Source organism: Aeromonas sp. HMWF016 (assembly GCF_963878195.1).
GTDB lineage: Bacteria > Pseudomonadota > Gammaproteobacteria > Enterobacterales > Aeromonadaceae > Aeromonas > Aeromonas lacus.
This window is the reverse complement of record NZ_CAWNWX010000041.1, coordinates 1-13,655: the sequence shown is the minus strand read 5'-3', so window position 1 is coordinate 13,655 and position 13,655 is coordinate 1. Positions and strand designations below refer to the sequence as shown.

The window sequence follows — 13,655 nt, the reverse complement described above, 5'->3', positions numbered from 1 at the left end:
AGAAAGGCATGATGTGGTTGTTGATATAATATATGGCACCCCATTTAATATATGAAGGGCAAGTGGAGTGAAATTTGCTCTCTTGATATCATCCCCATACTCATTCTTCCATGAAATATATTCATTAGTATTAGGTATGGTAAATGAAACTGTTTGCTCCTTTATGGGAGGAGATTGCCCTAGTTCACGACGACCACCATAACTCTGTGATCTATCTACCATGATCTTGCTACCATCGTGCAGCACGACCTCTTCCTGCCAACTGACAATGTCAGAGGAAGTGCAAGATAGGATGATGCTAAATAAAATAGCGAGCGGCATCATCCAACGCCAAAAAAATTTTTTAACATTCATTTTCGTCCCCGACACACATCAGAGTCGTTGCTTTAACGCTCTTTATTTTGTGTTGAATGAGCATCTTCGCAATCAATCTCACCACATGATCAACCGCGTGTTGCAGGAGCTATTTAGGCCCCCCCTTTTTGTGTGCTGACTATACAGCGTCTTGCTCAGAAAGGTGGTGTCCTGATTTCCCTCGGGAAATAAATTATCGTTTCCACGGGTACTTTGGTAGGCACGCCCCGCCATCAGTGCATATTGTATGTTACTATCAATTTTATTTTTCTCCAAAAATCTGATTGCAAGGGCAATGTTTAGCATCGTACCCTTCTCGCTTGCAATAATTTAAACAAGCGTCAATATCTGGTCGGCGTTTAAATGAATCATCACTACTCCAATTCCCCTTTCCATCGTGGATCATGACTGGGCAATAACCTGTATAAACTGGTTTTCTCAGAATGCCATTCAATTCAGGTTGATTGATATCTCTATTTATTTCCTTCATTACCACTGGATTGATTGGGGATTCATCCAGTAGAACTTTCTCATTAAATTTGGTGGTTATCACTAAATTTATACTATCTAATTCGATGGGAAGTTCTTCCAGCGAAATACGTTGCCATACTTTACTATGGAATTTAAAAATAACATAAGGGGGATTAGGCCTACCCCATTTATTGTAAGAAAGGCATGATGTGGTTGTTGATATAATATATGGCACCCCATTTAATATATGAAGGGCAAGTGGAGTGAAATTTGCTCTCTTGATATCATTCCCATACTCATTCTTCCATGAAATATATTCATTAGTATTAGGCATGACGAATGAAATCGTTTGCTCCTTTATAGGAGGCGATTGTCCTAGTTCGCGGCGGCCACCATAACTCTGGGATCTATCAACCATGATCTTGCTACCATCGTGCAGCACGACCTCTTCCTGCCAACTCACAATGTCAGAGGCAGTGCAAGATAGGATGATGATAAATAAAATAGCGAGTGGTATCATCCAACGCCAAAATTTTTTAAAATTCATTTTCGTCCCCGACACACATCAGAGTCGTTGCTTTAACGCTCTTTATTTTGTGTTGAATGAGCATATTCGTAATCAATCTCACCATATGATCAACCGCGTGTTGCGGGAGCTGTTTAGGCCCCCCCCTTTTTGTGTGCTGACTATACAGCGTCTTGCTCAGAAAGGTGGGTGTCCTGATTTCCCCAGAAATATGAGGTACGCAATACCGATGCCGCCGCACACCACCTTAATCACTAAAATCAACGTATAGTAAAAATGCCACGCGTTGCGAATCACTCTTAAACATCGCGTATGTTGGGCTAAAAATCGTAGGTTGGATCTGAACGAAGTGAAGCCCAACGTTTACCACGAAATATATCTGTAAATCTGTTTTGCGGATCTGGCACGTCCTTGTTTATCCGGAGAGGGTTGGCGTAATAATGCTCGCCTATTGGGCTTCGCTACGCTTTGTATCAACTTACAAAAAACCACGCTACCGCCCCTGAGTGACAGCTCCCAGTTCGCTGCTGTTAACCTGCGAGATAGCAACAATCGCAGCCATGGTGCGCACCCGAGAGAGGGATTGTCGTTTGGCTATCTTAAGGGCGAGGGTGGAGTGTTGAGAAGCGTGTTTTGGCGGGAATCGGTGTTGGATCAATAAATTAGTTATCGGTTGGAGAGCAACTCATTTGGCAGAGAATGTAAAGCTGCCCTCACCCCAGCCCTCTCCCGGAGGGAGAGGGGGCAACACGCCCAGAGTCGCAAGCGGGGACAAGCGATAAAAAGAAAGGGAGCCGGTCAGGCTCCCTTTCTCATGGTTATGGCGTGGTTATGCGAACTGGCAGATCAGGGCCACAACCAGTTGACCCCAAATCCAACCTTAGCGGTTGGTCGCGGCCTTCATCCCTTCCACAAACTCCTTCAGACGAGTGAGCATATGCTCCGGATTCTGGTGGTGGGTTTCGATGATCTTCACCACGGCGGAGCCGGAGATGGCACCGGCGGCGCCTGCGGCGATCGCTTCACGCACCTGAGCCGGTTCGCTGATGCCAAAGCCGAGCAGGGCCGGGGGGGCGTTGAACTCGCGCAAGGTGTTGATCAGCCCCTCCACCGGCATGCCGGCCTTGGTCTCGGCACCGGTGACACCGGCGCGGCTCACCAGATAGGTGTAACCATTGCCGAGCTCCGCCACCTGTTTCAGGGTTTCGGCATCGCCATTGGGCGGGGCGATAAAGATGCTGTCGATGCCGAACTTGTCGGCGGCCGCCTTGTAGGGGGCGCACATCTGCACCGGCACGTCGGCGACCAGCACCGAATCCACGCCCGCCTGCTGGCACTTCTCGTAGAAGCCGTCAATTTTGCGCACATAGACCAGGTTGGCGTAGACCAAGAGGCCAATGGGCAGCTGTGGGTACTTGGCGCGGATGCGGCCGAGCAGCTCGAAGCAGTCGTCCGGGGTGGTGTGGCTGGCAAATGCCCGCAGGGCGGCGCCCTGAATAGTGGGGCCGTCCGCTACCGGATCTGAGAAGGGAATGCCGAGCTCAAGGGCATCGGCGCCCCCTGCGACCAGCGCATCGACGATGGCCAGCGAGAGTTCAGGAGTGGGGTCACCCAGCATCACGAACGGCACAAAGGCGCCCTGATTGGCCGTGTCCAGACGGGAGAAGAGTTGTGCGTAACGGTTCATTTGCAGGTTCCTTCTTTCTCGATGCTTTCTGTTTCCAAGATGTCAGCCACGGTGAAGATATCTTTGTCGCCACGGCCGGAGAGGTTGACGATGAGCACCTGCTCTTTTTCCGGTTCACTGCGGGCCATCTTGAGGGCGTGGGCCAGCGCGTGGGAGGACTCCAGCGCCGGGATAATGCCTTCGGATTTGGCCAGCTCCTGGAAGGCGTCCAGCGCCTCCTTGTCGGTGATGGAGACATACTCGGCGCGGCCGATGGAGGCCAGATGGGCGTGCTGCGGGCCGACGGAGGGGAAGTCGAGCCCCGCAGAAACGGAGTAGGACTCCTGAATCTGGCCCTGATTGTCCTGCATCAGGTAGGAGTGCATGCCAAAGAAGACCCCCTTGCTGCCGTGACCCAGCGGCGCACCGTGCTCGCCGCTCTCGATACCGTGGCCACCCGGCTCGACACCGATCAAACGCACCGACGGCTCATCGATAAAGTCGGCAAACATGCCGATGGCGTTCGAGCCGCCGCCGACGCAGGCGATCACCGCATCGGGCAGTCGCTCCTCCTTCTCGAAGCACTGAGCCTTGGCCTCTTCGCCGATCATCTTCTGAAACTCCCGCACGATAGTGGGGAAGGGGTGCGGGCCGGCGGCGGTGCCGAGCAGGTAGTGGGCCGACTCGTAGTTGGCAGCCCAGTCACGCAGCGCCTCGTTGCAGGCATCTTTGAGGGTGGATGAGCCGGAGTGCACCGGAATGACGGTGGCCCCCATCAACTTCATGCGAAATACGTTGGGCTTCTGGCGCTCGCAATCCTTGGCACCCATATAGACCCGGCACTTGAGGCCGAGCAGTGCGCAAGCCAGCGCAGTGGCCACGCCGTGCTGACCGGCGCCGGTCTCGGCGATGATCTCGCTCTTGCCCATCCGTTTGGCCAGCAGCGCCTGACCCAGCACCTGGTTGGTCTTGTGGGCGCCGCCGTGCAGCAAGTCTTCACGCTTCAGATAGAGGCGGGTCTTGGTGCCTTTGGTCAGATTGCGGGTCAGGGTGAGCGGGGTTGGGCGACCAGCATACTCGGTCAGCAGGGACTGAAACTCGGCGATAAAGGCCGGATCATCCTTGGCATCGACAAAGGCTTTTTCCAGCTGGAGCAGGGCCGGGATAAGGATTTGGGGCACATACATGCCACCAAATTCACCGAAAAACGGGTTGAGCAGGGTCATAGACTATTCCTTGTATTTATAGGCTTAAGCGATTCATTCATTTGGTGCATGTGTTTAGCGGGTTCGCAGCGCTTTTTCACAGTTGGCGCAGAGCGCCGAAGGCGGCTGCAATCTTGTGCGCATCCTTCTGGCCCGGGGCACTCTCCACCCCGGAGTTGAAATCAAGGCCGAGGCAGCCCACTTGTGCCGCCTGCAGGGCGTTGTCGGGATTAAGGCCGCCCGCCAGCATCAGCTTGGCTTTATCGAGATTGGCCAGCATGGCCCAGTCAAATGCCTGACCAGTGCCGCCGCTCTGGCTGCCGACCGCAGTTTTCACGACAGTATCGAGCAGCAGGCGATCGGCCGGGTAGCCGAGGGCGGGCAGCGGCTCACCGCTTGTGACTCCAACTGCCTTCCAGATCTGGCAGCCAGCTGGCAGCAGCGCGCGCAGCCCCTCGATATAGGCGGCATCTTCATCCCCGTGCAGCTGCACCGCGGCGAGTCCCAGCGCTTCCACCGTCTTGACGATGGTGGCGGGCAGGGCGTTGCGAAATACTCCGACAAAGCTAAGCGGCGCACCCGCCATCACGGCGCGGGCGGCGGGAATGTCAACATAGCGCGGGCTTTTGGAAACAAAGATCAGGCCGCCAAATACCGCACCCGCCTGATGGGCGGCGGCGGCATCTTCGGCGCGGGTGAGGCCACACACCTTGTTCTGGCCCAGTACCAGCTTGCGCACCGCAGCCTCCAGATCCGGCTCGGCCATCAGGGATGAGCCCACCAGAAAGCCTTTGGCGTGGTGGCGCAGATCCGCCACCTGAGCGCGATGGTTGATGCCGGATTCGCTGATCACTACCCGATCGGCTGGGATGTCTTTGGCCAGCTGTTTGGTGCGGTTGAGATCGACGCTCAAATCGCGCAGATCCCGGTTGTTGATGCCAATCACCGGCGCGCCAAGGGCGATGGCGCGGGTCAGCTCCTCCTCGTTGCTCACCTCGGTGAGCACGCCCAGGCCCAGCTCTTTGGCCACCGCGAACAGGGCGCGATAGCCCTCGTCGGTGAGCACAGAGAGCATCAGCAGGATGGCGTCCGCCTGATAGTGGCGGGCCAGATAGACCTGATAGGGGTCAATCATGAAATCCTTGCAGAGCACCGGCTGGCTGACGCGGCTGCGCACCCGCGGCAGGAAGGCGAAATCCCCCTGAAAGAACTTCTCGTCGGTCAGTACCGAGATGGCGGTGGCGTATTTGCCATAGATGTCGGCGATCGCCTCCGGGCTGAAGTCGTCGCGGATCAAGCCCTTGGAGGGGGAGGCCTTCTTGCACTCCAGAATAAAGCGGGTGTCACCCGCCTTGAGGGCGCCGACGAAATCCCGATCGCTTGGGGTCAGCGCGCTCTGGAAGCTCTCCAGCGGCTGGGCCAGTTTGCGGGCGGCAACCCACTCCTGTTTGGCCGCCACGATTTTGCCGAGGATGGTCTGGCTGATGGAGGCCATGTTCAGAAAAGCATGGGGGGCAATAAGGTCTGACATCTCGTTATCCTTGCGAAACTGGCTCTTGCCCTGCGGGCGTTCTGAATGACTGTTGTGCAATGTGGTGGCTGACATCATGCCTCCTGATGACCCGCTTCCTGATGGCTTAAAGTGGCCAGCCGGGCGGCGAGATCCGCTGCCTTGCCGCTCGCAAGCACCGCCAGCACCTCGGCCGCCGCGCTCTTGAGATCGGTCGCCTTGCCCGCCATCAGCAGCAGTGGCGCCACATTGGCGGCGATGGCGGCGTTGTGGGCCGGGGTGCCACGCCCTTCCAGAATGGCGGCGGTGATGGCGCGGTTCTCTTCCGGTTCCCCGCCCTGAATGGCGCTGACCGGATAGGTCTCGAGGCCAAAGTCAGCCGGGGTGATCATAAATTCACGGATTTCGCCGTCACGGATCTGGGCCACCTGGGTCGGGCCGTGGATGGCAATTTCATCCAGCCCGGCACCGTGAACCACCATACCGGTTTTCAGCCCCAGTGCCAGCAGGGTTTCTGCGATGGGGCGCACCAGCTCGGGGGCATAGACCCCCATCAGCTGATAGGTGGGGCGAGCGGGGTTGATAAGCGGCCCCAGCACGTTGAACAGGGTGCGGGTCTTGAGGGCTTGGCGCACCGGCATGGCATGGCGCACCCCGGCGTGGTACTGGGGGGCGAACAGGAAGCAGATGCCGAGCTCATCGAGGCAGCGGCGCGCCTGCGCCGGGCTCATGTCGAGCTTGATGCCCATTTTGTCGAGCAGATCGCTCGAACCCGACTTGCTCGAGACCGAGCGGTTGCCGTGCTTGGCCACTTTCAGGCCGCAGGCGGCGGCGACCAACGCCGAGGTGGTGGAGACGTTGATGGTGTTGAGGCCATCGCCACCGGTGCCGACTATGTCGCAGAACTCGTAATCCGGACGCGGGAAGTCGCGCGCTTCTGCCAGCAGCGCCTCGGCGGCGCCGGCGATCTCCTCCGGGGTCTCCCCCTTGATCTTGAGGGCAGTCAGCAGGCTTGCCAGCACGATGGGGTCCACTTCGCCACGTACCACCTGACCGAAGGCGTCGCGGGTACTTTCACGGCTCAGAGACTGACCCTGATAGAGGGTGTTGAGATGTTGATGCATGTTGGTCTCCTTACCGCGCGCCGCGTGTCGAAAAAATGCTTTCTGGACGGGTGATATGGGCGAGCGCCTGGGTCAGCAGACGGGCCCCTTCCGAGGTCATGATGGATTCCGGGTGGAACTGGAAGCCCAGTACCCGCTCATCCTGCTGCTCGATGGCCATGGGCATCCCCTGATAGTGGGCAATCACCGTCAGCTCTTCCGGTACATAGGTGGCGACCAGCGAGTGGTAGCGGGCTACCGGCAGCGGGCTCGGCAGACCGGCGAAGGCACCGTGGCCGTTGTGCTCAATCAGCGAGCGCTTGCCGTGGACAATCTCGCCCGCCGCGCCGACGGTGCCACCGTAGGCTTCGCACAGGGCCTGATGACCGAGGCAGATGCCGAGGATGGGCACCTGACCGCGGGCCAGTTTGATCAGATCAATCAGGCAACCCGCTTCGTGGGGGGCACCCGGGCCCGGCGAGAGCACCAGCACGGCGTCCCCTTCGCAGGCGGCGATCTCGCTCATGATGCGGCTCGCCGGCAGGCTGTTGCGGTAGATCCGCACCGGATAGCCGAGGGAGCGAAACTGGTCGACGAGGTTGTAGGTAAAGGAGTCGAAGTTGTCGAGCAGGAAGATGTTAGTCATGGCTCACGTCCTTATGTTGCTCCTGCTGGGCGCTCAGGGCTTGCAGGGAGGTGCCATGGCTGGCAGCGATGGCGGCCAGCACGGCGGCCGCCTTGGCGCGGGTTTCGTCCGCTTCGGCTTGCGGTTTGGAGTCATAGACCACCCCGGCACCGGCCTGTACGTGTGCCACGCCATCTTTGACAAATGCCGAGCGAATGACGATGCAGGTATCCATCTCGCCGGCGCCGTTGATGTAGCCAACCGCGCCGCCGTAGCTGCCGCGGCGCTTGCCTTCCACCATGCGAATAAGCTCGCTGGCGCGGATTTTGGGGGCACCGGTAAGGGTGCCCATGTTCATGCAGGCCTGATAGGCGTGCAGGGCGTCAAGATCGGCGCGCAAGGTGCCGACTACCTTGGAGACCAGATGCATCACGTGGCTGTAGCGATCCACTTTCAACAGCTCCTTGACGTAGCGGGTGCCGGGTTCGGAGATGCGGGCGATGTCGTTGCGGCCCAGATCTACCAGCATCAGGTGCTCGGCCACCTCTTTCTCGTCCTGACGCAGTTCCAGCTCGATGCGGCCATCGAGATCCCGGTTGATGCTGCCATCCGGGTTGAAGCCGCGGCGGCGGGTTCCGGCGATGGGGTACATCTCCACATCGCGGCTGGTGGCGCAGAACTTCACCGCGCTCTCGGGGGAGGCGCCAAACAGGGTGAAGCCCTCATCCTGCACGTAGAACATGTAGGGGCTGGGGTTGGTCTGTTTGAGGCGGCGATAGGCGGCGATGGGGCTGGGGCAGGGCAGGGAGAAGCAGCGGGACGGCACCACCTGGAAGATGTCGCCACGGCGAATAAAGCCCTTGAGCTTCTCCACTTCGGCGCAGAACTGCTTGTCGCTCTTGTCCACGCTGATGCCGCCGGTCAGGGCTGGCGTTACCGGCTCCTGTTGCGGGGCCTGCTGGCAGGCTTGCTTGAACTGGCCGAGACGCTCGCTCAGGCGGTGGTATCTGTCCTCCACCCGGCTCTCGTCGCTGTCGCCGCCAAAGATGCAGGCAATCAGCTGGGTGGTGCGCTCGATATGGTCGATGGTGATCAGGGTTTCGGCCACGTAGAAGCAGTAGTCGGGGCAGTCGTTGCTCCCCTGCGGCACTTCGGGCAGATCTTCAAAAAAGGCGATGAGGTCATAGGCAAAGCTGCCCGCCATAAAAAGGGCCTCTTTGCCGAGCTGGCAATCGAGCTCCTGCTGCAGGGTGCGCAGCACGTCCAGCACGCTGATCCCCTTGAGGCGGCTATCTTCATCCTGCTCCCGATCGGAGGCCGGGAAGTCGAGTTGCAGCTCGCTGGCCACCAGGCTCTGGATAACGGCGGCGGGCAGGCGCTCGGTCAGCAGGCTCTGCAACTGGGCGCCGTTGTCATTGAGGCTGCGTACCCGCACGGTGCGGCCGCGGCACTCGATGCGCAGGCAGGCATCCACCAGCAGCAGGCTCTGTTTGCCCGCCTTGGAATCGATCTCGACCGATTCGAGCAGCAGGGTGTTGGGGCGCTGCTGGCAAAACTCGCTGTAGAGCGCCAGCGGATCGGCCACATAGGGGGCGTTGAGTTTGAGGGTATCGAATTCACCCAGAGGAAGGCGGTGCGTGGCTGTCATAGTGCGTTCCCTTGCGTGTGATGCGTGTTACCGATGTTCATGACGTCTAATACCTTGAAAAAGTGCCTTGAAAATGAGGTGGGTTCTGGCGGTTTCAGCAGGGGCGCCATCGCCTGGTCATTACGCTTGTCTGAATTCTCGGTTTCATCACAGCTCCATTTGCCGGATAATAAAAAAGCCCGCTGGGGTCAGCGGGCTTTTTCTTTGGGTTCTTAATTTGCTGTCAGTTTACAGGTACAGCAACGACCACACGCCCGCATGTCAGGGAGTGTGCCACCACCAAATGGTCAGGATGGAAGTCGTTTGCATGATAAAGTCCTGTAAAAAGATGTTTGCAATGAAGTGCCTACAGAAAACGATAAAGCCGCGGCCAAGTCAAGTCGCTTTTTAGCCTTCTTTCACCGATTTTTCATGAATGGTGACCTGACCACGAGAGCGGAATAACCCGATGAGATTCGATCTTCACTGTCATACTACCGCTTCGGATGGCGTGCTGAGCCCCGCCGAACTGGTGCGCCGCGCCGCCGAGAAAGAGGTCGAGGTGTTAGCGATCACTGACCACGACACCCTTGCCGGCCTTGATGAGGCACGCCGCACTATCGCCGCAGAGCAGCTGCCGCTGCGACTGGTGAGCGGAGTGGAAATTTCCACCGGCTGGGAGCATCACGAAATCCATATCGTGGCGCTGGGAGTGGATGAAAAAAATCCGCAGCTGACCGACTTTCTGGCCGGTCAGCAGGCCCGCCGCGAAGAGCGCGCGCAGGAGATCGGGCGCCGTCTGGAGAAGTGCCTCATCCCCGGCACCTATGAAGAGGCCAAAGCGCTGGCCGGTGATGCCGCCGTGACCCGGGCCCACTTTGCCCGGGTGCTGGTGGCGCGCGGGGTGGCCGACAACATGCAAAAGGTATTCAAGAAGTACCTGAGCCGGGGCAACAAGGGGTATGCTCCTGCCCAGTGGCCTGAGATGCGTGAAGCGATCATTGCGATTCACGCTGCGGGCGGGCTGGCGGTGCTGGCCCATCCGAGCCGTTACGATCTCACCGCCAAGTGGATCAAGCGGCTGCTGGTGGCCTTCAAGGCGGTGGGCGGCGATGCCATGGAGGTATCGCTGCCCCAGCAGAGCCCGCAGGAGCGGGCCAATCTGGGCCAGTGGGCGAACGAATATGGTCTGGCCATTTCGGTGGGGTCCGATTTTCACTTCCCCTCCAACTGGACCGAGCTGGGCCGCCACCTCTGGCTGCCCAAAGAGGGGACGCCGCTCTGGCTGGTCTCTCCCGATCACTTCGGGCTGAGTCAGGAAGAGCATGCCGCTCTGGTGGCTAGTCGCTGACCGGCGGCAAGAGACGAATTTTAAAGCAGAATAGTAAGTGAGTGCCGTGGAGCCAGGCTCCATGGCCATCAAGCGGGCAGATGTTGCTGCCCCCATTGCGAGAACAAGGTATGAGTCAGCACTTTTACGTACATCCGGAAAACCCGCAGGCGCGTCTGATCAGCCAGGCGGTGCAGATCATCCAGAGCGGCGGCGTTATCGTCTATCCGACCGACTCCGGCTATGCGCTGGGTTGCCACATGGGTGACAAGGGGGCGCTGGAGCGCATCTGCCGCATCCGCCGTCTCGACGCCAACCACGATTTCACCCTGGTCTGCCGCGATCTCTCCGAGATCGCCACCTACGCCAAGGTCGATAACGGCGCGTTTCGCCTGATCAAGAACAACACCCCGGGCGCCTACACCTTCATCTTCAAGGCGACCAAAGAGGTGCCGCGCCGCCTGATGAACGAGAAGAAGAAGAGCATCGGGATCCGGGTGCCGGACAACCGGATTGCCCAGGCGCTCTTGGAAGCCCTCGGCGAGCCGCTGCTCTCCACCTCGCTGATCCTGCCTGACTCCGAGATGGCCGAGTTCGACCCGGAGGAGATCTACGACAAACTGGGCAAGCAGATCGATCTGGTGGTCAACGGTGGTTATCTGGGTGAGCAGCCCACCACGGTTGTGGACTTCTCCGACGACGACCCGGTAGTGCGCCGTCGCGGTGCCGGAGACCCGACCCCGTTTGAGTGATACCGCAGATCCTTTGACGACCAGCACCGGCGATAACGGCGCGGGCGTCACACCTCCCATCGCGAAAGTCCTGGGGCAGCCCTACCACGAGCTGCCCCAGGACTTGTTCATCCCGCCCGATGCGCTGGAGGTCTTTCTCGATACCTTCGAGGGGCCGCTCGATCTGCTGCTCTACCTCATCCGGCGCCAGCAGCTCGATATCCTCAACCTGCCGATCCTGCAGATCACCGCCCAGTACATGGAGTACGTGGAGCTGATGCAGGGGCTCAATCTGGAGCTCGCGGCCGAATATCTGCTGATGGCGGCCTGGCTGGCCGAGATCAAATCCCGCCTGTTGCTGCCCAAGGCCCCCGAGCTGGAGGATGAAGAGGAGGGGGAAGATCCGCGGGTGACACTGATCCGCCGCCTGCAGGAGTACGAGCGCTACAAGGTGGGGGCGGAGCGGGTCAGCGAGCTGCCACGGGTGGAGCGGGAGATCTTTATCGCCGCCGCCCTGCCGCCCGATTTTGGCGATCTCAAGCCGCTGGCGCCCGATGTTTCGCTGGTTGAGCTCGCCCTTTACATGCAAAGTGTGGTAAAACGCGCGACTCATTTTGAGCATCACCAGATCCGCCGCGAACAGATCCCGACCCGGGTGCGCATGGCGGAGATCCTCGCCATGCTCTCGCTTGGCCAGACCCTGCGCCTTGAGCAGGTGCTGCGTGCCGAAGAGGGGCGGATGGGCGTGTTGGTGACCTTTCTGGCGCTGCTGGAGCTGTGCAAGGAGCAGCTGATCTGGATTTTGCAGGCCGAGCCTCTGGGTCCGATCCATTTTGCCCTGGCCAGCCAGAGCGAGGAGGGGGAGCGTGGTCTTGCCCATTGAGATGGCTTTTGCGAGGAACGCCCAATGGCACTGCCAGCTGAACGATTAAAGACGCTGATCGAGGCGGCCCTCTTTGTCGCCGGGCGTCCGCTCAACGTCAGCGAGCTCAAAGGCAGCGTGCTGGCCGACTATCCGGTCACCACCCGCTACGTGCAACTGCTGCTGGCGGAGCTCAAACAGGATTATAGCGAGCGGGGCGTCGAGCTCAAGGAAGTGGCCTCAGGCTGGCGCTTTCAGGCTCGTCAGGATTATGCCGAAGAGCTCTCGCGGCTCTGGAGCGAGCGGGCCCCCCGCTACTCGCGCGCCGTGATGGAGACGCTGACGCTGATCGCCTATCGTCAACCCATCACCCGGGCCGAGATCGAAGCGATCCGCGGGGTCGCGGTCTCGAGCCAGATAGTGAATACCTTGAAAGATCGTGGCTGGGTGCGCAGCATAGGCCACAAAGAGGTGGCGGGTCGCCCCGAGCTGCTCGCCACCACCAGAGCATTTCTGGATTACTTTAATCTGCAGAGTCTGGAACAGCTCCCCGAGCTGGATCCCGAACTGCAACCCCCGTTGTCCGCCATGTTTACGGGCAGCGATCAACAATCAGGTAACCCCGATGAGTGAAAAACTGCAAAAAGTGTTGGCCCGCGCGGGTCACGGCTCCCGTCGTGAGATGGAGGCCCTGATCACCGCAGGTCGGGTCAGTGTGGATGGCAAGGTCGCCACGCTGGGGGATCGCGTCGAAGTGAACGCCGTGATCCGGGTGGATGGTCACCAGGTCAAGACCCGTGCCGCAGAGGAAGTGATCTGCCGCGTGCTGGCTTACCACAAGCCGGAAGGGGAGATGTGTACCCGTCACGATCCGGAAGGTCGTCCTACCGTGTTTGATCGCCTGCCCAAGATGGAAGGGGCCCGCTGGATTGCGGTCGGCCGCCTCGACGTCAACACCTCAGGTCTCTTGCTGTTCACCACCGACGGTGAACTGGCCAACCGCCTGATGCACCCGAGCCACGAAGTGGAGCGCGAATACGCGGTGCGCGTGTTTGGCGAAATCACCGAAGCCATGCTGCAGCGCCTGCGCAAGGGCGTGCAGCTGGAAGATGGCATGGCCAAGTTCAACAAGATCAAGCCGGCTGGCGGCGAGGGTCTGAACCAGTGGTTCAACGTCACCCTGACCGAAGGTCGCAACCGCGAAGTGCGCCGCCTGTGGGAATCCCAGGAAGTGCAGGTCAGCCGCCTGATGCGGATCCGCTACGGCGACGTCAAACTGGATCGCGGCATCCCGCGTGGCGGCTGGCAGGAGCTGAAACTGCCGGAAGTGAATTACCTGCGCGGTCTGGTCAACCTGCCGCCGGAGACCGAATCCAAGGTCGATCTGCAGCAGGATGGCAAGAGCAGCCGCCACAAGCAGGCCGCCCAGATCCGTCGCGCCGTCAAGCGCCACAAGGAGCTGCAAGGCAAGGAGCCTCGTGCCCGTGCCACCACCGCCCGTCGCAAGCCGCAAGCCTCTACCCGCAACTCCGGCACCGGTAGCAAATAAGCGCCATGTGCCTGTAACGCCCGCCTAAATAGGTGTGCAACCTTGCCAAAAAGCCCGCACCAACAGGTGCGGGCTTTTTTATATCCTTAACAATAT

General features: G+C 59.3%; 12 protein-coding genes and 1 pseudogene. 5 read left to right on the top strand and 8 right to left on the bottom strand.

The features are described 5' to 3' along the window. The 8 genes and pseudogenes from AACS24_RS21820 to AACS24_RS05835 form a co-directional block, all read right to left on the bottom strand. Window positions 1–354 (bottom strand): annotated as a pseudogene (locus AACS24_RS21820) (hypothetical protein); the annotation flags it as partial. A gap of 262 nt (window positions 355–616) precedes the next feature. Further along, window positions 617–1,372: a hypothetical protein gene (locus AACS24_RS05865; RefSeq protein ID WP_108572722.1), complete on the bottom strand. Its 756-nt coding sequence runs from the start codon at window positions 1,370–1,372 to the stop codon at window positions 617–619. Window positions 1,373–2,231: 859 nt separating this feature from the next. Next, window positions 2,232–3,038 (bottom strand): tryptophan synthase subunit alpha, encoded by an 807-nt coding sequence (gene trpA, locus AACS24_RS05860; RefSeq protein ID WP_108572683.1) that lies wholly within the window; start codon window positions 3,036–3,038, stop codon window positions 2,232–2,234. Beyond that, on the bottom strand, window positions 3,035–4,243 hold the full coding sequence (trpB, locus tag AACS24_RS05855; protein ID WP_108572681.1) for a tryptophan synthase subunit beta: 1,209 nt from the start codon (window positions 4,241–4,243) through the stop codon (window positions 3,035–3,037). The genes trpA and trpB overlap by 4 nt, the downstream gene beginning before the upstream one ends. 76 nt (window positions 4,244–4,319) lie before the next feature. Beyond that, a complete protein-coding gene (gene trpCF / locus AACS24_RS05850; protein ID WP_181364329.1) occupies window positions 4,320–5,828 on the bottom strand; it encodes a bifunctional indole-3-glycerol-phosphate synthase TrpC/phosphoribosylanthranilate isomerase TrpF in 1,509 nt (502 codons plus the stop codon). Beyond that, window positions 5,828–6,856, bottom strand: a complete 1,029-nt coding sequence (trpD, locus tag AACS24_RS05845) for an anthranilate phosphoribosyltransferase (protein WP_069527498.1) — start codon at window positions 6,854–6,856, stop codon at window positions 5,828–5,830. Before trpD ends, trpCF begins: the two co-directional genes overlap by 1 nt. 10 nt (window positions 6,857–6,866) lie before the next feature. Continuing rightward, a complete protein-coding gene (locus AACS24_RS05840; protein WP_100646427.1) occupies window positions 6,867–7,481 on the bottom strand; it encodes an aminodeoxychorismate/anthranilate synthase component II in 615 nt (204 codons plus the stop codon). Continuing rightward, window positions 7,474–9,108 carry an anthranilate synthase component 1 gene (locus AACS24_RS05835; RefSeq protein ID WP_108572679.1) on the bottom strand — a complete coding sequence of 545 codons (1,635 nt, stop codon included), beginning with the start codon at window positions 9,106–9,108 and terminating at the stop codon, window positions 7,474–7,476. The genes AACS24_RS05840 and AACS24_RS05835 overlap by 8 nt, the downstream gene beginning before the upstream one ends. Window positions 9,109–9,556: 448 nt before the next feature. Between AACS24_RS05835 and rnm the strand changes: the two genes are divergently transcribed. The 5 genes from rnm (at window position 9,557) to rluB (ending at window position 13,559) form a co-directional block, all read left to right on the top strand. Then, a complete protein-coding gene (gene rnm / locus AACS24_RS05830; protein WP_108572677.1) occupies window positions 9,557–10,438 on the top strand; it encodes an RNase RNM in 882 nt (293 codons plus the stop codon). 110 nt (window positions 10,439–10,548) lie between these two features. Beyond that, window positions 10,549–11,169, top strand: coding sequence for an L-threonylcarbamoyladenylate synthase (locus AACS24_RS05825; RefSeq protein ID WP_181364328.1), 621 nt, complete (start codon window positions 10,549–10,551; stop codon window positions 11,167–11,169). Further along, window positions 11,162–12,031 (top strand): segregation and condensation protein A, encoded by an 870-nt coding sequence (locus AACS24_RS05820; protein ID WP_108572673.1) that lies wholly within the window; start codon window positions 11,162–11,164, stop codon window positions 12,029–12,031. The genes AACS24_RS05825 and AACS24_RS05820 overlap by 8 nt, the downstream gene beginning before the upstream one ends. Before the next feature lie 24 nt (window positions 12,032–12,055). Continuing rightward, complete coding sequence (gene scpB, locus AACS24_RS05815) at window positions 12,056–12,643, top strand: SMC-Scp complex subunit ScpB (RefSeq protein WP_033113297.1); 588 nt, start codon at window positions 12,056–12,058, stop codon at window positions 12,641–12,643. Beyond that, window positions 12,636–13,559 (top strand): 23S rRNA pseudouridine(2605) synthase RluB, encoded by a 924-nt coding sequence (gene rluB / locus AACS24_RS05810; RefSeq protein ID WP_033113296.1) that lies wholly within the window; start codon window positions 12,636–12,638, stop codon window positions 13,557–13,559. Before scpB ends, rluB begins: the two co-directional genes overlap by 8 nt. The last annotated feature ends 96 nt before the right edge of the window (window positions 13,560–13,655 follow it).